16 protein-coding genes are annotated in these 18,908 nt (G+C 61.3%); 15 read left to right on the forward strand and 1 reads right to left on the reverse strand.

Annotation, left to right across the window (positions count from 1 at the left end):
• Positions 1–56: 56 nt before the first annotated feature.
• Positions 57–2,345, reverse strand: a complete 2,289-nt coding sequence (locus ACQZ6F_RS23080) for an NADP-dependent malic enzyme (protein WP_077468548.1) — start codon at positions 2,343–2,345, stop codon at positions 57–59.
• A 196-nt stretch (positions 2,346–2,541) separates the two neighbouring features.
• Here ACQZ6F_RS23080 and mutS point away from each other — a divergent pair, with 196 nt between their 5' ends.
• From mutS to ybeY, 15 genes are all read left to right on the forward strand, one after another.
• Positions 2,542–5,199, forward strand: coding sequence for a DNA mismatch repair protein MutS (gene mutS, locus ACQZ6F_RS23085; RefSeq protein WP_449094412.1), 2,658 nt, complete (start codon positions 2,542–2,544; stop codon positions 5,197–5,199).
• A gap of 27 nt (positions 5,200–5,226) precedes the next feature.
• Positions 5,227–5,520 (forward strand): hypothetical protein, encoded by a 294-nt coding sequence (locus tag ACQZ6F_RS23090; RefSeq protein WP_068397638.1) that lies wholly within the window; start codon positions 5,227–5,229, stop codon positions 5,518–5,520.
• Positions 5,521–5,668: 148 nt separating this feature from the next.
• Positions 5,669–8,584 carry a [protein-PII] uridylyltransferase gene (locus ACQZ6F_RS23095; protein WP_449094241.1) on the forward strand — a complete coding sequence of 972 codons (2,916 nt, stop codon included), beginning with the start codon at positions 5,669–5,671 and terminating at the stop codon, positions 8,582–8,584.
• The gene (gene murJ, locus ACQZ6F_RS23100) at positions 8,581–10,146 is read left to right on the forward strand and encodes a murein biosynthesis integral membrane protein MurJ (protein ID WP_449094242.1); all 1,566 of its coding nucleotides are present in this window, start codon (positions 8,581–8,583) and stop codon (positions 10,144–10,146) included. Before ACQZ6F_RS23095 ends, murJ begins: the two co-directional genes overlap by 4 nt.
• Positions 10,147–10,455: 309 nt before the next feature.
• Positions 10,456–10,848 carry a VOC family protein gene (locus tag ACQZ6F_RS23105; protein ID WP_449094243.1) on the forward strand — a complete coding sequence of 131 codons (393 nt, stop codon included), beginning with the start codon at positions 10,456–10,458 and terminating at the stop codon, positions 10,846–10,848.
• 171 nt (positions 10,849–11,019) lie between these two features.
• Positions 11,020–12,084, forward strand: a complete 1,065-nt coding sequence (trpS, locus tag ACQZ6F_RS23110; RefSeq protein ID WP_077468553.1) for a tryptophan--tRNA ligase — start codon at positions 11,020–11,022, stop codon at positions 12,082–12,084.
• A gap of 75 nt (positions 12,085–12,159) precedes the next feature.
• Positions 12,160–12,651, forward strand: coding sequence for a universal stress protein (locus ACQZ6F_RS23115; RefSeq protein ID WP_068397626.1), 492 nt, complete (start codon positions 12,160–12,162; stop codon positions 12,649–12,651).
• A 115-nt stretch (positions 12,652–12,766) separates the two neighbouring features.
• On the forward strand, positions 12,767–13,333 hold the full coding sequence (locus ACQZ6F_RS23120; protein WP_068397948.1) for a NifU family protein: 567 nt from the start codon (positions 12,767–12,769) through the stop codon (positions 13,331–13,333).
• Between the two features lie 24 nt (positions 13,334–13,357).
• The gene (tsaB, locus tag ACQZ6F_RS23125) at positions 13,358–14,014 is read left to right on the forward strand and encodes a tRNA (adenosine(37)-N6)-threonylcarbamoyltransferase complex dimerization subunit type 1 TsaB (protein WP_449094244.1); all 657 of its coding nucleotides are present in this window, start codon (positions 13,358–13,360) and stop codon (positions 14,012–14,014) included.
• A 2-nt stretch (positions 14,015–14,016) separates the two neighbouring features.
• Entirely contained in the window at positions 14,017–14,511 is a 495-nt protein-coding gene (locus ACQZ6F_RS23130; protein WP_068397615.1) for a GNAT family N-acetyltransferase, read from the forward strand.
• Positions 14,512–14,550: 39 nt separating this feature from the next.
• Complete coding sequence (locus ACQZ6F_RS23135) at positions 14,551–14,979, forward strand: Fur family transcriptional regulator (protein WP_068397613.1); 429 nt, start codon at positions 14,551–14,553, stop codon at positions 14,977–14,979.
• 30 nt (positions 14,980–15,009) lie between these two features.
• On the forward strand, positions 15,010–15,807 hold the full coding sequence (olsA, locus tag ACQZ6F_RS23140) for a lyso-ornithine lipid O-acyltransferase (protein ID WP_077468556.1): 798 nt from the start codon (positions 15,010–15,012) through the stop codon (positions 15,805–15,807).
• A gap of 60 nt (positions 15,808–15,867) precedes the next feature.
• Positions 15,868–17,280 (forward strand): tRNA (N6-isopentenyl adenosine(37)-C2)-methylthiotransferase MiaB, encoded by a 1,413-nt coding sequence (gene miaB / locus ACQZ6F_RS23145; RefSeq protein WP_449094245.1) that lies wholly within the window; start codon positions 15,868–15,870, stop codon positions 17,278–17,280.
• A gap of 30 nt (positions 17,281–17,310) precedes the next feature.
• A complete protein-coding gene (locus ACQZ6F_RS23150; protein ID WP_068397604.1) occupies positions 17,311–18,363 on the forward strand; it encodes a PhoH family protein in 1,053 nt (350 codons plus the stop codon).
• Between the two features lie 18 nt (positions 18,364–18,381).
• Positions 18,382–18,888: an rRNA maturation RNase YbeY gene (gene ybeY, locus ACQZ6F_RS23155; protein WP_077468558.1), complete on the forward strand. Its 507-nt coding sequence runs from the start codon at positions 18,382–18,384 to the stop codon at positions 18,886–18,888.
• Positions 18,889–18,908 lie beyond the last annotated feature (20 nt).

Below are 18,908 nucleotides of genomic sequence, written 5' to 3' on the forward strand. Positions count from 1 at the left end.
ACGGCAGCCCATAACCTTTGTTGGTCATAGGCTCCGCAATCTGGTCGGCCTAGAGGCTAGGATCCCGCGCCGTAGGCAGCGATTGCGGCCATGTTGACGATATCGGAATCCTTCGCGCCCATCGAGGTGATCTGCACCGGCTTGTCGAGCCCGACGAGCAGCGGTCCGATCACGGTGGAGCCACCGAGTTCCTGCAGCATCTTGGTGGAGATCGCGGCCGAATGGAAGGCCGGCATGACAAGTACGTTTGCCGGTCCGGAGAGGCGCGAGAACGGATAGAGGCTCTCCAGGATCTTGCGGTTCAACGCCACGTCGGCTGCCATTTCCCCGTCGAATTCGAAATTCACATAGCGCTTGTCGAGGATGTTTACGGCCTCGCGCACCCGCTCGGAACGCTCGCCCGAGGGGTGGCCGAAGGTGGAGTAGGCGAGCATGGCAACACGCGGCTCATAACCCATGCGCCGCGCGAAACCCGCTGCTTCTTCAGCGATATCAGCCAGTTCCTCGGCCGTCGGCATGTCATGCACGGCTGTATCGGCGACGAAGACGGTGCGGCCGCGGGCGAGCACGATCGATACGCCGATGACCCGGTGCCCCGGCTTGGCGTCGATGCAGCGGCGCACGTCGCCGAGCGCTGTCGAATAGTTGCGTGTCACGCCCGTCACCATGCCGTCGGCATCGCCCAGTGCCACCATGCAGGCGGCAAAGTGATTGCGGTCGTTGTGGATCAGGCGCGTCACGTCACGGTGCAGGTAGCCCTGGCGCTGCAGGCGGGCATAGAGATAGTCGATATAGGCATCGACCCGCTTGGAAATGCGGGCGTTGACGATTTCGAGGCCGGGACGATTGAGGTCGATGCCGGCGCGTTCGGCGGTGGATTGGATCAGATCCTCGCGGCCGAGCAGGACGGCGGTGCCGAGACCCTGATTGGCGTAGGAGAGGGCGGCGCGCATGACCTGTTCTTCTTCGGCCTCGGCAAAGACGATGCGCTTCTGGTGCCGGCGAACGCGCTCATAAAGCTGCGACAGCGTCGAGGCGATCGGATCGCGGCGTGCGGAGAGCTCGCGGGCATAGGCGTCCATATCGGGCATGTCGCGGCGGGCGACGCCGCTTTCAATCGCCGCCTTGGCGACTGCTACCGGGATTGCCGAGATCAGACGCGGATCGAACGGTACGGGAATGATATATTGTGCGCCGAAGCGCGGCCTTGCGCCTTGGTAGGCGGCGACAACGTCGTCGGGAACATCCTCGCGCGCCAGGCTCGCCAGTGCCCTAACGGCGGCGATCTTCATCTCGTCGTTGATGGTGGTGGCGCGCACATCGAGCGCACCGCGGAAGATATAGGGAAAGCCGAGGACGTTGTTGACCTGGTTCGGATAGTCCGAGCGGCCGGTCGCCATGATGGCATCGTCGCGGATGCGGGCGACTTCTTCCGGCGTAATTTCCGGATCGGGATTGGCCATGGCGAAAATGATCGGCTTGTCCGCCATTGAGCGGATCATGTCTTCTGAGAAGGCATCCTTCTGCGACAGGCCGAACACGACGTCAGCCCCCTTCATCGCCTCTTCCAGCGTCCGCTTGTCGGTCTTGACCGCATGCGCCGACTTCCACTGGTTCATGCCCTCGCTGCGGCCCTGATAGATCACGCCCTTCGTGTCGCAGAGAATGATGTTTTCCGGGTTGAAGCCCATGGCCTTGATCAGCTCGATACAGGCGATCGCGGCAGCACCCGCACCGTTGCAGACGAGCTTGGTAGTCTTGAGGTCGCGGCCGGTCAATTCCAGCGCGTTGATCAGGCCGGCCGCGGCGATGATGGCGGTGCCGTGCTGGTCGTCATGGAAGACCGGGATATCCATCAGCTCGCGTAGCCGCTGTTCGATGATGAAGCAGTCCGGCGCCTTGATATCCTCGAGATTGATGCCGCCGAAGGAGGGGCCGAGATAGCGCACGCAATTTATGAATTCATCGACATTCTCGGTGTCGATTTCGAGATCGATCGAATCGACGTCGGCGAAGCGCTTGAAGAGGACAGCCTTGCCTTCCATGACCGGCTTCGAGGCGAGCGCCCCCAGATTGCCGAGGCCGAGAATGGCCGTGCCGTTGGAGATGACGGCGACCATGTTGCCGCGTGCGGTATAATCATAGGCGGTGGCCGGATCGGCGGCGATCGCCTTCACGGGAACGGCTACGCCGGGCGAGTAGGCAAGGGAAAGATCGCGTTGCGTCGCCATCGGCTTGGTGGGGTTGATCTCAAGCTTGCCGGGTCGGCCCTGCTTGTGAAAGTCCAGTGCCTCCTGATCGGTGATCCCGGTTCCCGGACGCGACTTGCTCTTGCTGTCAGCCATTTTTCCTCCAAACCTCCTGTGGGCGACCGGTCCCTCTTGCCCGATAGCTGTTGTCTTCTATACCGGCGCGCGGATAGGGTGACACCTCATTTTTTGGAAAAACTGCACCTCCGTGAACGAACGTAAAACCCACAGCGTCGATGCTTTCTCGGCCGCCGAGCTTGCCTCGGAGGAAAGTCGCGCATCCGCGACTCCGATGATGGAGCAATATATCGAGATCAAGGCGAACAATCCCGGTTCGCTCCTGTTTTACCGTATGGGCGATTTCTACGAATTGTTCTTCGAGGACGCCGTGGATGCGTCGCGCGCGCTCGGCATCACGCTGACGAAGCGCGGCCAGCACATGAGCCAGGATATCCCGATGTGCGGGGTGCCGGTTCATGCCGCTGACGACTACCTGCAGAAGCTGATTTCACTGGGCTTCCGTGTTGCCGTCTGCGAGCAGGTGGAAGATCCGGCCGAGGCGAAGAAGCGTGGCGGCAAGTCGGTGGTTCGGCGCGATGTCGTGCGTCTGGTGACGCCGGGCACCATCACCGAGGAAAAGCTGCTCTCGCCCTCGGAATCCAACTATCTGATGGCGCTGACGCGCATTCGCGGTGGTGCCGAGCCGCAGCTGGCGCTCGCCTGGATCGATATTTCGACGGGTGTGTTCCGGCTGGCGGAGACCGAGGCTTCGCGGCTGCTTGCCGATATCCTGCGCATCGATCCGCGCGAGCTGATCCTGCCGGATACGATGTTCCACGATCCAGAGCTGAAGCCGGTCTTCGATATTCTCGGTCGCACCGCCGTTCCGCAGCCGGCCGTGCTGTTTGATAGCGCCAGCGCCGAAGGTCGCATCACGCGCTATTTCGGCGTATCGACGCTCGATGGCTTTGGCACGTTCAGCCGCGCCGAGCTCGCCGCTGCGGCAGCGGCTATCGCCTATGTCGAAAAGACCCAGCTTGCCGAACGGCCGCCGCTCGGACTGCCGGAGCGGGAAAGCGGTGCATCGACGCTGTTCATCGATCCCGCCACCCGCGCCAATCTCGAACTGGTACGCACGCTCTCCGGCGATCGCAACGGCTCGCTGCTGAAGGCGATCGATCGTACGGTTACCGGCGGTGGCGCCAGGCTTCTCGCCGAACGGCTGATGTCGCCGCTCACCGATCCCCAGCGGATCAACGAGCGACTGGATTCGATCGGCTTTCTTGTGGAGGAGCCTTCGCTGAGCGGCGATCTGCGCTCGGCGTTGAAGCATGTGCCCGACATGCCGCGCGCCCTGTCGCGCCTGGCACTCGATCGTGGCGGTCCGCGCGATCTCTGGGCCATCCGCCAGGGTCTCGGTGCCGCCGGTGATGTCGCCCGTATGCTTGGTTCGGCCCTCCTGCCCGAGGAATTGAAGGCCGCATTGGCCGGGCTCAGCGGCTTGCCGGCCGATCTCGAAGCGCTGCTCGCCGCCATGCTCGCCGACGAACTACCGCTGCTGAAGCGCGACGGCGGTTTCCTGCGGGAAGGGGCGAATGAAGAGCTGGACGAGGTGCGGGCGCTGCGCGACCAGTCACGCCGGGTCATCGCCGGCCTGCAGCTGCAATATGCCGAGGAAACCGGCATCAAGTCGCTGAAGATCAAGCACAACAATGTGCTTGGCTATTTCATCGAAGTCACGGCCGGCAATGCCGGTCCCATGACCGATACGTCCGAGGCCAAGGCGCGCTTCATTCATCGCCAGACCATGGCGAATGCCATGCGGTTCACCACGACCGAACTTGCCGATCTCGAAAGCCGCATCGCCAATGCTGCTGACAAGGCGCTCGCCATAGAGCTGAAAGCTTTCGACGAGATGGTCGCGGCCGTCGTCGCCAATGCAGAAGCGATCAAGGCCGGCGCTCGTGCGCTGTCGGTGATCGATGTCGCGGCCGGCCTTGCGCTGCTGGCCGAGGAGCAGGCCTATTGCCGCCCGCTTGTCGACGCGAGCCGCATGTTCGCCATCGAGGGCGGCCGCCATCCGGTCGTCGAGCAGGCATTGCGCCGTCAGGCGGGTGGGCCCTTCGTTGCCAATAATTGCGACCTTTCGCCGACATCGGACGGCAAGGATGGCGCCATCTGGCTTTTGACCGGCCCGAACATGGGCGGTAAATCGACCTTCCTGCGCCAGAACGCGCTCATCGCCATTCTCGCGCAGATGGGCGCCTTCGTGCCCGCCGCTTCAGCCCATATCGGCATTGTCGACCGGCTGTTCTCGCGCGTCGGCGCGTCCGACGATCTGGCCCGCGGCCGCTCCACCTTCATGGTCGAAATGGTCGAGACGGCGGCGATCCTCAATCAGGCGACCGAGCGCTCGCTGGTCATTCTCGACGAGATCGGCCGCGGCACCGCGACCTTCGACGGCCTGTCGATCGCATGGGCCGCCGTCGAGCATCTGCACGAGGCCAATCGCTGCCGCGGTCTCTTCGCCACGCATTTTCATGAGCTGACCGTGCTCTCGGAAAAGCTCGGGCGGCTCTCCAATGCCACCATGCGCGTCAAGGAATGGGATGGCGACGTCATCTTCCTGCACGAGGTCGGGCCGGGGGCTGCCGATCGCTCCTATGGCATTCAGGTGGCAAGGCTTGCCGGCCTGCCGGCATCGGTGGTGGCGCGAGCCCGCGACGTTCTGACGCGGCTCGAGGATGCGGACCGCAAGAATCCGGCAAGCCAGCTCATCGATGATCTGCCGCTCTTCCAGGTCGCGGTTCGCCGCGAGGAGGCCGTCGGCCGGCGCGAGCCGTCCAAGGTCGAAGAGAGGTTGAAGACGCTCGACCTCGACGACCTTACGCCGCGCGGCGCCCTCGATGTGCTCTACGAGCTGAAGAAAACTGTGACCAAGGCCGGCTGACCGAAAGCGATTTCCAGGGACATTAGGATGCACATCGAAAATCTTCTCTCCGAGGTCCGCGTATTGGCCGATCGCTTTTCTCCCATCGCGGCTCGCGGCAAGATCTGCGGCGAGGGCGAGCCGCCGGATTGCGAGTCCGATCGCGGTCTTCTGAACATCGCTCTGTCCTGCAGCCGCATTTCCGACATCTGTTCGAAGATCGCCAAGGCCGGCTATTGGGAATGTGAGCGCGAAATGGTTATGCAGATTGGTGCCCAGTCGCGAAACATATTACATAGCTTGAACGAGCTTAGACGGGCGCTGGACATGCCGAGGCCCTAAAACCGCCGGTTTCTGCGTCGATTGCCGTCACGCTTCGTCAACCTTGACCCGATAGAAATCCTGAGATCATGGATTCGGCTCAGGCTGGATTACGGGAATTTCGGTGCAGATTGCCTGTGTCAATCGCCGGGCAAAGAGGCTATAGCGCATGCAGACGAAAAGACAGGCGCGCCGCCAGTGGCCCGTGGTCAACGAACAGGAATCCGGTCGGCAGAGCATGGAAATGCATGACATCGATTTTCCGGCTATTCTCGACGTTCCCTCGCTGAGAGCGGAATGCGATGCTCTTGCCAAGCGCAATCTGGATAAGAACGAGGAGCGGTCCGCTCTGCTTGCCCTGTTGAAGAAGGCAAGCCAGGAGGGACGAGAAGAGGCGCGCCGCCTGCTGGCCTTCCAGGGCAGCGGGCTCGATTGCGCCCACCGCATTTCCTGGCTGCAGGACCAGATCATCACGGTCATCTACGATTTCACCGTCCAGCACGTTTTTCCGAAGCGTGCCGGTAGCTTCTCCGTCACCGCCGTCGGCGGCTACGGCCGCGATACGCTGGCGCCGGGCTCGGATATCGACCTTCTGTTTCTCTTTCAGCCGAAACCGGACAGCGAAACGCATAAGGCGGTCGAGTTCATTCTCTACATGCTCTGGGACATGGGCTTCAAGGTCGGCCACGCCACGCGCACGGTCGAGGAGTGCATCCGCGAGGCCAAGTCCGACATGACGGTGCGCACCGCCATTCTCGAGACCCGCTATATTTGCGGCAATGCGCCGCTTGCCAAGGAATTGGAGGCGCGCTTCGACAAGGAGATCGTCACCAATACTGGTCCGGAATTCATCGCCGCCAAGCTGGCCGAACGCGACGAGCGCCACCGCAAGGCCGGCGACACCCGCTATCTGGTCGAGCCCAACGTCAAGGAAGGCAAGGGCGGCCTGCGCGACCTGCACACGCTGTTCTGGATCTCGAAATATTACTATCACGTCCGTGACCCCGTCGAGCTGGTGAAGCTCGGCGTGCTCTCGAAGCAGGAATATCGCCTGTTCGAAAAGGCCGAGGACTTCCTCTGGGCCGTGCGCTGCCACATGCACTTCCTGACCGGCAAGGCCGAGGAGCGGCTTTCCTTCGATATCCAGCGCGATATCGCCGCCGCGCTCGGCTATCACGCCCGCCCCGGCCTTTCCGCCGTCGAACGCTTCATGAAGCACTATTTCCTTGTGGCCAAGGATGTCGGCGATCTCACCCGCATCCTCTGCGCAGCACTTGAGGATCAGCAGGCCAAGGCGACGCCGGGGCTTACCGGCGTCATCAGCCGCTTTGCCAATCGCTCGCGCAAGATCCCCGGCACCGTCGAATTCGTCGAGGATCGCGGCCGCATCGCGCTTGCCAATCCTGATGTCTTCAAGCGCGACCCGGTGAGTCTCATCCGCCTGTTCTTCGTTGCCGACATCAACGGACTGGAATTCCATCCGGATGCATTGAAGCGCGTCACCCGCTCACTCGGCCTGATCGACAACGATCTGCGCGAGAACGAGGAGGCGAACCGTCTTTTCCTCTCCATCCTCACGTCGAAGCGCGATCCGGCGCTGATCCTGCGCCGCATGAACGAGGCCGGCGTACTTGGCCGCTTCATTCCGGAGTTCGGCAAGATCGTCTCGATGATGCAGTTCAACATGTATCACCATTATACGGTGGACGAGCATCTGATCCGTGCCGTCGAAGTGCTGTCGGAGATCGACAAGGGCAAGGCGGAGGATATCCATCCGCTGACCAACAAGCTGATGCCCGGTATCGAGGACCGTGACGCGCTTTATGTTGCCGTGCTCCTGCACGATATCGCCAAGGGCCGCGAGGAGGATCACTCCGAAGCCGGCGCCAAGGTGGCCCGCAAGCTCTGCCCGCGCTTCGGCCTGTCGCCCAAGCAGACCGAGCTGGTGGTGTGGCTGATCGCCGAGCATCTCACAATGTCGATGGTTGCGCAGACGCGCGATCTGACCGACCGCAAGACCATCATCGACTTCGCCGATCGGGTGCAGTCGCTCGACCGCCTGAAGATGCTGCTGATCCTGACCGTCTGCGATATCCGCGCAGTCGGCCCGGGCGTCTGGAACGGCTGGAAGGGCCAGCTGCTGCGCACGCTCTATTATGAAACCGAGCTGCTGCTGGCTGGCGGCTTCTCCGAAGTGTCGCGCAAGGAACGTGCCGAGGCCGCTGCCCACGCGCTCGAACATGCGCTTGCGGACTGGAGCGAGAAGGATCGCGAGGCCTACGTCAAGCTGCACTACCAGCCCTATCTCTTGTCCGTGCCGCTGGAAGACCAGATCCGCCATACCCAGTTCATTCGCCAGACCGACAAATCGGGCAAGGTGCTGGCGACCATGGTGCGCACTGACAGCTTCCACGCCATCACCGAGATCACCGTGCTCTCGCCCGACCATCCGCGTCTCCTGACCGTGATTGCCGGCGCTTGCGCGGCTGCAGGCGCCAATATCGCCGACGCGCAGATCTTCACGACGGCCGACGGTCGAGCCCTTGACACCATCCACGTCAGCCGCGAATTCGCCGATGATGCCGATGAACTGCGCCGCGCCGGCACCATCGGCAAGATGATCGAGGATGTGCTGGCCGGCCGTAAGCGGCTGCCGGAAGTGATTGCGACGCGAACGAAGAACCGCCGCAAGAACAAGGCCTTCGTGATCCCGCCATCGGTGATCATTTCCAATAGCCTCTCCAACAAGTTCACGGTCATCGAGGTCGAGTGCCTTGACCGCACCGGTCTGCTGTCGGAAATCACGGCCGTTCTCTCGGATCTCTCGCTCGATATCCAGTCGGCCCGCATCACCACCTTCGGCGAGAAGGTCATCGACACTTTCTATGTCACCGATCTCGTCGGGCAGAAGATCTCCAACGAGAACAAGCGGGCCAATATCACCGCGCGCTTGAAGGCTGTCATGGCGGGCGAGGAGGATGAGATGCGCGAACGCATGCCCTCCGGCATCATCGCGCCTGCCGCCACGCGCTCGGCTGCTGCCGAAAAGTCAGATATCGAAAAGAAGGCCGGTTCTGCCGCATGAGCCTCGTTAAGAAATTCATCACCGTCGGTGGGGCGACGCTTGGCAGCCGCATCTTCGGCTTTGCCCGCGAAACCCTGATGGCCGCAGCGCTTGGCACCGGGCCGATGGCCGACGTGTTCTATGCCGCCTTCCGCTTTCCGAACCTCTTCCGCCGTCTGTTCGCCGAAGGCGCCTTCAACGCGGCCTTCGTGCCGCTCTTTGCCAAGGAGATCGAGGCGAACGGCATCGAGGGCGCGAAGCGCTTCTCCGAAGAGGTGTTCGGCGTTCTCTTTTCCGTTCTGCTGCTGATCACCATCGTCATGGAGCTGGCCATGCCGCTGCTGGTGCGTTGGGTCATCGCGCCCGGTTTCGCCGACGATGCCGAGAAATTCGACCTGACGGTCCGGTTGGCCGCCGTCATGTTCCCCTATCTGATGTCGATGTCGCTGACGGCGATGATGAGCGGCATGCTGAATTCGCTGCATCATTTCTTTGCCGCCGCCGTGGCTCCGATCTTCCTCAACCTGGTGATGATCAGCGCCCTGTTTTACGCTATCTATTACGGCGCCGACCCGCTGACCACCGCTTGGTACCTGTCCTGGTCGGTGCTGGTTGCAGGTGTGCTGCAGCTGGCCGTCGTCTATATCGGCGTGCGCCATGCTGGCATCAATATCGGCCTGCGCTTTCCGCGCTTCACGCCCAATGTCAAACGGCTCCTGCTTCTTGCCATCCCGGCGGCCATCACCGGCGGCGTTACCCAGATCAATCTGGTAATCGGCCAGGCGATCGCCTCGGGCAAGGAAGGCGCGATTGCCGCCCTGCAATATGCAGACCGCATCTACCAGCTGCCGCTCGGCGTCGTCGGCGTCGCAGTCGGAATCGTACTTCTGCCGGAACTGGCCCGCTCGCTGAAGTCAGGCCATATCGAGGAAGCCGCCAATACCCAGAACCGCTCGATCGAATTCGTGCTGTTCCTGACACTGCCGGCCGCTGTTGCCCTCTGGCTTCTCTCCGACGATATCATCCGCGTGCTTTACGAGCGCGGCGCCTTTAATGCGGAAAATACAAAGCTGGTCGGCTCCATCCTCGCCATCTTCGGCCTTGGTCTGCCGGCTTTCGTGCTGATCAAGGCGCTGCAGCCCGGCTTTTATGCCCGCGAAGATACGAAGTCGCCGATGCGCTATACGGCGGTCGCCGTTGCCGTAAACTCGGTGCTATCAATCCTGCTTTTCCCGGTGCTGGCCGAACGGGGCATTGCGGTCGCCGAAGCGGTTGCCGGTTGGCTGAACGCCGTACAGCTCTTCGTCACGCTCTATCGTCGGGGACACCTTTCCTGGGAGTGGTCGCTGGCGCGCCGCACTGTGATGCTGCTCATCTCCTCCGCTGTCATGGGCGGCGTCATCGTATATTTGGCTGATCGCTGGGAACCGCTTCTGGGGGGGAGCTCGTCGCTGCTGACCAAAACCGGCGTTCTGGGCTTGCTCATATTGATTGCGATGGTGGTGTATTTCGTTGTCGCCTTCATCATCGGCGGCGTGGATTTGGACATGATCCGCCGCAAATTGAAGCGCAAGCCGGCATAGCCCGTTTCGGACACAGAGATCGTGAGCGGGGAGTAGGGGCAAATTAGAGGGCGGCTTATGCCTCGGCTATGGTACCCCCCCTCTGTCACTTTCGTGACATCTCCCCCACAAGGGGGGAGATTGGTAACACGTTACAGCCTCGCGTAATCAGCTAACGTCGCATCTATCGAATCTGAGCCTATTGTTTTTGTAGGATCTGCGGCAAACTCCCAACGATCTCCCCCCTTGTGGGGGAGATGTCACGAAAGTGACAGAGGGGGTAACGCACCCTCCGCATACTCAAAATCTATTTGCTCTCGGAGTCCTCCAATGCCTCAATCCCTCTTCCTCGTCGCCCTCGTCGTTGATGATTACGATCGCGCCAAGTCCTTCTATTGCGACGCCCTGGGTTTCGAGTGCCTGCAGGACGAGGTGCAGCCGGAGGGCAAGCGTTGGGTTGTCATCAAGCCGAAGGGCACGGAAGGGGCGGCGTTGCTACTTGCCCAGGCCGCCGATGAAAGCCAGCGCGCCGCGATCGGCAACCAGACCGGCGGCCGCGTCGGCTTCTTCCTCAAGACTGATGATTTCGCCCGTGATCATGCCGCGATGCTTGCCAAGGGCGTGCAGTTCCGGGAAGAGCCGCGCCATGAGGTCTATGGCACGGTGGCGGTCTTTGCCGATCCCTATGGCAATACCTGGGATCTGATCCAGCATTCTTCGTGAGCCTCCAAGACATAGCCTCTTGATCCCAGCCTGTCTGCCGTGCATAAGCCGCTCGAAACCAAGGGTCGAGCGCGGCTCTGGAATCAAATAGTGGAGCATGATGTCGTCCGAAAACCGCTCACACTTTTCGGCATCATGCTCTAGGCCCTCCACAAGCCTTTCGAGGACGACATGACCGAATTCAAGCCGCTCGTATTCTCCGGCGTCCAGCCCACCGGTAACCTCCATCTCGGCAACTATCTCGGCGCGATCCGCAAGTTCGTGGCGCTGCAGGCCAACAACGACTGCATCTATTGTGTCGTCGACATGCATGCGCTCACCGCCCAGCTGGTGCATGAGGATATGCCGGGCCAGACGCGGTCGATCACCGCTGCGTTTCTGGCTGCCGGCATCGATCCGGAAAAGCATATCGTCTTCAATCAATCGGCCGTCCCGGGTCATGCCGAACTCGCCTGGATCTTCAACTGCGTCGCCCGCATCGGCTGGATGAACCGCATGACGCAGTTCAAGGACAAGGCCGGCAAGGATCGCGAGCAGGCCTCCCTCGGCCTTTATGCCTATCCGAGCCTGATGGCCGCCGACATCCTGCTCTATCGCGCCACACATGTTCCTGTCGGAGACGACCAGAAGCAGCATCTGGAGCTCACCCGCGACATCGCCATGAAGTTCAATCTGGACTACATGGAGCATATTCGCCGCACGGGCTATGGCATCGACATCACCGTCGGCGACGAGCCGGTGCATGCCTATTTCCCGATGGTCGAACCGCTGATCGATGGCCCGGCGCCGCGCGTCATGTCGCTGCGTGACGGCACCAAGAAAATGTCGAAGTCAGACGCTTCCGACCTGTCGCGCATCAATCTGCTCGACGACGAAGAGAACATCTCGAAGAAGATCCGCAAGGCCAAGACCGATCCGGATGGCTTGCCGAGCGAAGCCGAGGGTCTCGCCGGCCGCCCGGAAGCCGACAATCTGGTCGGCATCTATGCAGCGCTCGCCGACAAGTCCAAGGCGGAAGTTCTGTCCGAATTCGGCGGTCAGCAATTCTCGGTCTTCAAGCCAGCTCTGGTTGATCTTGCCGTGCACGTGCTTTCGCCGATCACCACCGAGATGCGCCGGCTGATGGCCGATCCAGGCCATATCGATAGCGTCCTGCGTGACGGCAGCGCCCGCGCCCGCGCCCGCGCCGATGTAACGATGAAGCAGGTGCGCGATATCGTCGGCTTCATCTACTGATGATCTTGTAAGGCAGGGCTCCCGTCGAAAAACGGGGGCTTGCAAAACGCCGTCTCCGGGTGTTTGAGTCGCCGCATGGTTTCAAAACGTCTCTCACGGCTCGAAGGTCATCGCCGCAAGTTCATGGCGGTCATCGACGGCACACCGGAATGCCAGCGCGCCGTCCATTATGCCGGCCGGCGTGCCAAGAATTCCAATGGCGGCCTCGTACTCCTCTATGTGATCCCCGATGGCGACTTCCAGCAATGGCTTGGCGTCGAGGAGATCATGCGGGCGGAAGCGCGCGAGGAAGCCGAGGCGGTGACGGCAAAGGCGGCCCAGACCATCCGCGAGACTGTCGGCATTGATGCGGAAATCGTCATTCGTGAGGGATCCGCCGCCGAGCAGATCAACGCGGTGATCGAGGAGGATCGCGATATCGCGCTTCTTGTTCTCGCTGCCGGTTCCGCCAAGGAGGGCCCGGGCCCGCTGGTTTCGTCGATCGCAGGGCGAGCGGCAGCTTTCCCGATCCCCGTGACGGTGCTGCCGGATACGCTGACCAACGAAGAAATCGATGCGCTCAGCTGATGCGCCAGACGATTTCTTGAGAAACACTCTCTTGAATAAAGTGGCCAAAAAGCCTATCTTCTTTTGAAATATTCTAAAGTCGGGACCGGGCTTTGCCCGCCGCATGGAGATCAAGATGTTCATTCAGACCGAAGCGACGCCGAACCCCGCGACCTTGAAGTTCCTGCCGGGCAAAGTGGTGATGGAAACCGGTACGGCCGAGTTCCGCAGTGCCGACGAAGCTGAGGCTTCCCCGCTTGCGGCCCGTCTCTTCGAGATCCCCGGCGTCACCGGCGTCTATTTCGGCTACGACTTCATTTCCGTCTCCAAGGAAGAACAGGAATGGCAGCACCTGAAGCCCGCCATTCTCGGCTCGATCATGGAGCATTTCATGTCCGGCAAGCCCGTCATGGGCTCCGCTTCGGTTCTGTCCGAGGTGCAGGATGCCGGCGGCGAATTCTTCGATGAGGGTGACGAGGCGATCGTGCTCACCATCAAGGAGCTGCTCGATACGCGCGTGCGTCCGGCCGTTGCCCAGGATGGCGGCGACATCACCTTCCGCGGCTTCCGCGACGGCAAGGTCTACCTCAATATGAAGGGATCCTGCGCCGGCTGCCCGTCTTCGACAGCGACGTTGAAGCACGGCGTGCAGAACCTGCTGCGCCATTTCGTGCCGGAAGTGCAGGAAGTCGAAGCCGTTTAATCCCGACGTTTCGGATAAGTTGACATGATCGTACTGGCGCTCGACACGGCAGGTGTGGATTGCGCTGCCGCAGTGTATGATAGCGGCAGTGATTCTGTGATGGGGGAGGTCACGGAAACGATCGGGCGGGGACATGCCGAGCATTTGATGCACGTGGTCGACGAGGCGCTGGCGAAAGCCGGTACAGCGCTCTCGGCAGTCGAACGCGTCGTCGTGACCGTCGGGCCCGGTTCCTTCACCGGCATCCGCATCGGCGTTGCAGCCGCACGCGGTTTTGCGCTCTCCCTCAATGTTCCTGCGGTTGGTGTTACGACCCTCGAGGTCATGGCAGCGACCGCACGAGATCAGAATCCTGGCAAGCCGGTTCTGGCCGCCATCGACGCGAAGCGCGAGGAGATCTATCTCCAGGGCTTCGACGCCAATGGCGACCCGCTGGACGAGGCGCGGGCCGTGACGATCGACGAGGCGCGGATAATTGCCGGCGCTTTCGACGGCATCGTCACCGGAACCGCCGTCGCCCGGTTGAGCGACACGCCGCCAGCGGAGCGGCCAGACGCATTTCCGATTGCCGTCATCGCCCGGCTGGGCGCTGCCAAACCTGTCAGCGAAAAGCCGAAGCCGCTTTATCTTCGCGGACCCGATGCCAGACCGCAGGCCGGATACGCAGTTGCCAGGCAATAGAAATGCTCGAATCCTATCTCACCTTGAAAGCCGAATACGAAATCATCCCCATGGAGCTGAAGGATTGCGTCGAGGTGGCGCTCCTGCACGGCGAAAGGTTCTCCCGCGTCTGGGACGAAAGTGAATTTCAGGATCTTCTCTCGCAGGAGACGACCTTCGGCTTCGTCGCCCGCCAGACCAATGCGATCCTGAAAAAGGCGCTTCCCGGCTTCGTACTGGCAAGGCATGTGGCGGGTGAGGCCGAAATCCTGACGATCGCCGTGAACGCCAAGCTTGGCCGCTCGGGCCTCGGCTGGCGGTTGATGCAGGCAGCCCTCCGTGAAGCGGGCAATCGCGGCGGCGAAACCATGTTTCTGGAGGTCGATGGCGGCAACCAGCCGGCGCTCGGCCTCTACCGCAAGCTTGGCTTCGAGACGGTCGGTGAGCGTAAGGCCTATTACGTCAACGACAATGGCACCAAGTCGACGGCGCTTGTCATGCGCCGCGTTCTTCGCTAGTCCGTTGTCACAGTCCAAATAGACCGAAGACGACAATCGATGGATGATGCCGTAAAATCCCTTGAGGAGCTTTGCGCCGAGCGTGGCATGCGCATGACCGAGCAGCGCCGGGTCATCGCGCGCATTATCGAGACATCGGAGGATCACCCGGATGTCGAGGAGCTCTATCGGCGCTCCGTGCTGGTGGACGCGAAGATCTCGATCTCGACCGTCTATCGCACCGTCAAGCTGTTCGAGGACGCCGGATTGCTCGCCCGCCATGATTTCCGCGACGGCCGCTCCCGCTACGAAACGGTGCCGGAAGAGCATCATGATCACCTGATTGATCTGAAGAGCGGTGAAGTCATCGAATTTCATTCGCCGGAGATCGAGGCGCTGCAGGAGCGCATTGCCCGCGAACACGGCTTCAAACTCGTCGACCACAGGCTGGAGCTTTACGGCATCCCGCTGAAGAAGGACGAAGGTTGAGGTGAAGGCTGTCGTGCAGGAGCGAATGATTTGATGACCTGGCTGCGCGTCGGCTGTGCCGCCATTGTCATCTGTGTCGTCAGCCTCGTGCTGGTGCCGCTCCAAATCCTTTGCCTGCGCTTCGACTGGAAACTCAGGCGGTATCTGCCGCGCTACTGGCATCGCATCGTCTGCTATTGGCTTGGCGTCCGCATTCATGTCGTCGGCAAGCTCGAGGCTGACAGGCCCTTGATGCTCGCCTCGAACCATTCTTCCTGGCTCGACATTCTCGTGTTGTCGGCGGTTGCCGATGTCGCCTTCATCGCCAAATCCGAGGTGCGGGATTGGCCGATTTTCGGTCTTTTTGCGCAATGGCAGAAGAGCGTCTTCATCGAGCGCCAGCAGAAGCAGAAGACCGGCGACCAGGTGAACGAGATTGCCGAGCGCATGGCCGCCGGCGAAATCATGGTGCTGTTTCCGGAAGGGACGACCTCCGACGGCAACCGCCTGCTCGAGGTCAAGTCCTCGCTGTTCGGTGCTGCCGCTGCCGCACTGCCGAAAACGCCGGATGCCGTCGTGCATGTGCAGCCCGTCGCGGTTGCCTATACCCGCATTCACGGTATCGCCATGGGCCGCTATTATCGCCCGATTGCGGCCTGGCCCGGCGATATCGAACTGGTGCCGCATCTGAAGGATATCGTTGCCTGCGGCGCAATTGATGTCGATGTCTGCTTCGGCGAGGCGCTGGACTACCGGGCCGGCTCCAACCGCAAACAAGTCAGCGCCACCATCGCCCGGCGCATCCGCAATATGCTCGCCAGCCGCCTGCTCGGCCGCGAGATCGCCTGATTTCCAGGTGGTTTCAACTTTTTCATTTTCTCCGCCAGCAAAAGTCACTACATAGCGGCCATGACCAAGGACAGCTTGACCCTCGACGCCCCGGCGACCCCTGCATCGCAGCTCGGCCTCCGTGATGGCTCCAACAGCCGCAAGGTTTTCATCAAGACCTACGGCTGTCAGATGAACGTCTATGACTCCACGCGGATGAGCGATGCGCTTGCCCGCGACGGCTATGAGCCGACCGAGGACATGGAAGAGGCCGATCTCGTCCTGCTGAATACCTGTCATATCCGCGAGAAGGCGGCCGAAAAGGTCTATTCCGCGCTGGGCCGCCTGCGCGACATGAAGAAGCGCAAGGCTGCCGACGGGCGCGAGATGATGATCGGCGTTACCGGTTGCGTCGCGCAGGCCGAAGGTGAGGAAATCCTTCGTCGCGCGCCCGCCGTCGATGTCGTCATCGGCCCGCAGACCTATCACCGCCTGCCCGACGCGCTTCGCCGCGCCAAGGAAGGCCACCGCGTCGTCGATACCGAATATGCGATCGAAGACAAGTTTCAGCATCTGCCGATTGCCGAGAAGGCGAAGATCCGCGCCCGCGGCGTCACCGCCTTCCTGACGGTGCAGGAAGGATGCGACAAGTTCTGTACGTTCTGCGTGGTGCCCTATACGCGTGGTTCCGAAGTCTCCCGTCCGGTCGCCCAGATCGTCGAAGAGGCCGAGAAACTTGTGGATGGCGGCGTGCGTGAAATCACGCTGCTCGGCCAGAACGTCAATGCCTGGCATGGCGCGGGGCCTAAGGGCGAAGCCTGGAGCCTCGGTGATCTGCTCTATCGGCTGGCGGAGATACCCGGTCTTGCGCGGCTGCGCTACACGACCAGCCATCCACGCGACATGGACGATCGGCTGATCGACGCGCATCGCGATCTCCGCACGCTGATGCCCTATCTGCACCTGCCTGTTCAGTCCGGTTCGGACCGCATCCTCAAGGCGATGAACCGCCGGCACACAGCTGTCGAATATCTGGCACTGATCGCAAAGATCCGCGCTGCACGGCCGGATATTGCACTCTCTGGCGATTTCATCGTCGGCTTCCCGGGGGAGACAGATCAGGATTTTGAGGATACATTGAGACTGGTCGAGGAGGTGAATTATGCACAGGCCTTCTCTTTCAAATATTCGACGCGTCCGGGCACGCCCGGCGCTGACTTGAAGGACCAGGTGGCCGAAGAGATCAAGGCGGAACGGCTGGAACGATTGCAGGCCCTGCTGTTGAAGCAGCAGCATGCTTTTGCCGACACTTGCGTGGGCAAGGTTGTGGATATCCTCCTGGAAAAGCCGGGCCGCATGCCGGGTCAGCTGATTGGACGCTCTCCTTGGCTGCAATCTGTGAATGTTGATGCAAAAGCATCGCAAATCGGTGACATTATTAACGTACGAATCACCGGGACCAGCACCAACAGCCTTTTTGCTGAGCTGCTCTAGGTTCCGGACGGGCAAAAGGAGCCACACCGCTTGAACGGACAGGAATTGGTTTCTTCTTCATCGCGCCAGCCCCGCACCGCGAGCGACGCCAATCACTTCATCCTGACGTTCGAGAACAATCGGTTCGCCAGCGAGCTTTTCGGGCAGTTCGATCAGAACTTGAAGCTGCTGGAAGAACGTCTCGGCATAGATGCCCGGGCTCGCGGAAACTCCGTCGTCATCACGGGCGATGTGCCGGCCACCAATCAGGCGCGCCGCACGCTCGATTATCTCTATGACAAGCTGCAAAAAGGCGGCAATGTAGAACCTTCCGACGTGGAAGGGGCAATCCGCATGGCGGTTGCCGCCGACGACCAATTGACGCTGCCGACCATGGAGAGAAAAGCCAAGTTGACGATGGCGCAGATTTCGACGCGCAAGAAGACGATCATTGCTCGCACGCCGACGCAAGACGCCTATATGCGGGCGCTGGAGCGCTCCGAGATGGTCTTCGGCGTCGGTCCGGCCGGTACCGGCAAGACCTACCTCGCCGTCGCCCACGCTGCCCAGCTTCTGGAGCGCGGCGCCGTCGAGAAGATCATCCTCTCGCGCCCCGCTGTCGAAGCTGGCGAGCGCCTCGGCTTCCTGCCCGGCGACATGAAGGAGAAGGTCGATCCCTATCTCCGTCCGCTTTATGACGCGCTTTACGACATGATGCCTGGCGACAAGGTCGAACGTGCGATCACTGCGGGCGTCATCGAGATCGCGCCGCTCGCCTTCATGCGTGGCCGTACGCTCGCCAATGCCGCTGTCATCCTCGATGAGGCGCAGAACACGACATCGATGCAGATGAAGATGTTCCTGACCCGTCTCGGCGAAAATTCGCGGATGATCATCACGGGCGATCCGAGCCAGATCGACTTGCCGCGTGGCGTCAAGTCCGGCCTGGTGGAGGCGCTGCAGCTGCTCAACGGCGTTGAGGGCATCACCATCGTCCGCTTCAAGGATACGGATGTCGTCCGTCATCCACTGGTGGGGCGCATCGTCCGGGCTTACGACTCGATGTATCCCGCTCCCGGCGAGGAAAACGACCCGCAGATCTGATCTGCGGTCTCAAAGCTCATGGCGGAACTCGATATACAGATCAGCGTGGAGGAGGGCGATTGGCCCTCCGAAGCCGACTTACAGGCCCTTGCCGAGCGCGTGCTCGGCGAGGCTGCGGCCTATCTCAAGAAACATGAGAAGCAGCCCTTTCCGAAGACGGCGCCCGAATTGTCCTTGGTCTTTACCGACGACGCCTCCATCCGCGAGATAAACGCGGAGTGGCGCTCGCAGGACAAGGCGACGAATGTGCTGTCCTTCCCCGCCTTTCCGCTGGAGCCGGGTGGCAAGCCCGGCCCGATGCTCGGCGATATCATCATCGCCAGGGAGACGGTGGAGCGCGAGGCAGTCGACCTCGAGAAGAGTTTTGACGACCATTTGACCCATTTGATGGTGCATGGTTTCTTGCATCTCTTCGGCTACGACCATATGAATAATAGCGAAGCCGAAAGAATGGAGGGGCTGGAGACTCGCATTTTGGCTGGTCTTGGCCTATCTGATCCCTACGCGGGACAAGATCCCATTTGACTTGAACCCTGTCTGACCAG

The sequence above is a fragment of the Rhizobium sp. A22-96 genome, assembly GCF_053521805.1.

Bases quoted from the DNA above. Each gene is read 5' to 3' on its own strand.
- ACQZ6F_RS23080 (WP_077468548.1), bottom strand. From the start codon at position 2,345: ATGGCTGACAGCAAGAGCAAGTCGCGTCCGGGAACCGGGATCACCGAT.
- mutS (WP_449094412.1), top strand. From the start codon at position 2,542: ATGATGGAGCAATATATCGAGATCAAGGCGAACAATCCCGGTTCGCTC.
- ACQZ6F_RS23090 (WP_068397638.1), top strand. From the start codon at position 5,227: ATGCACATCGAAAATCTTCTCTCCGAGGTCCGCGTATTGGCCGATCGC.
- ACQZ6F_RS23095 (WP_449094241.1), top strand. From the start codon at position 5,669: ATGCAGACGAAAAGACAGGCGCGCCGCCAGTGGCCCGTGGTCAACGAA.
- murJ (WP_449094242.1), top strand. From the start codon at position 8,581: ATGAGCCTCGTTAAGAAATTCATCACCGTCGGTGGGGCGACGCTTGGC.
- ACQZ6F_RS23105 (WP_449094243.1), top strand. From the start codon at position 10,456: ATGCCTCAATCCCTCTTCCTCGTCGCCCTCGTCGTTGATGATTACGAT.
- trpS (WP_077468553.1), top strand. From the start codon at position 11,020: ATGACCGAATTCAAGCCGCTCGTATTCTCCGGCGTCCAGCCCACCGGT.
- ACQZ6F_RS23115 (WP_068397626.1), top strand. From the start codon at position 12,160: ATGGTTTCAAAACGTCTCTCACGGCTCGAAGGTCATCGCCGCAAGTTC.
- ACQZ6F_RS23120 (WP_068397948.1), top strand. From the start codon at position 12,767: ATGTTCATTCAGACCGAAGCGACGCCGAACCCCGCGACCTTGAAGTTC.
- tsaB (WP_449094244.1), top strand. From the start codon at position 13,358: ATGATCGTACTGGCGCTCGACACGGCAGGTGTGGATTGCGCTGCCGCA.
- ACQZ6F_RS23130 (WP_068397615.1), top strand. From the start codon at position 14,017: ATGCTCGAATCCTATCTCACCTTGAAAGCCGAATACGAAATCATCCCC.
- ACQZ6F_RS23135 (WP_068397613.1), top strand. From the start codon at position 14,551: ATGGATGATGCCGTAAAATCCCTTGAGGAGCTTTGCGCCGAGCGTGGC.
- miaB (WP_449094245.1), top strand. From the start codon at position 15,868: ATGACCAAGGACAGCTTGACCCTCGACGCCCCGGCGACCCCTGCATCG.
- ybeY (WP_077468558.1), top strand. From the start codon at position 18,382: ATGGCGGAACTCGATATACAGATCAGCGTGGAGGAGGGCGATTGGCCC.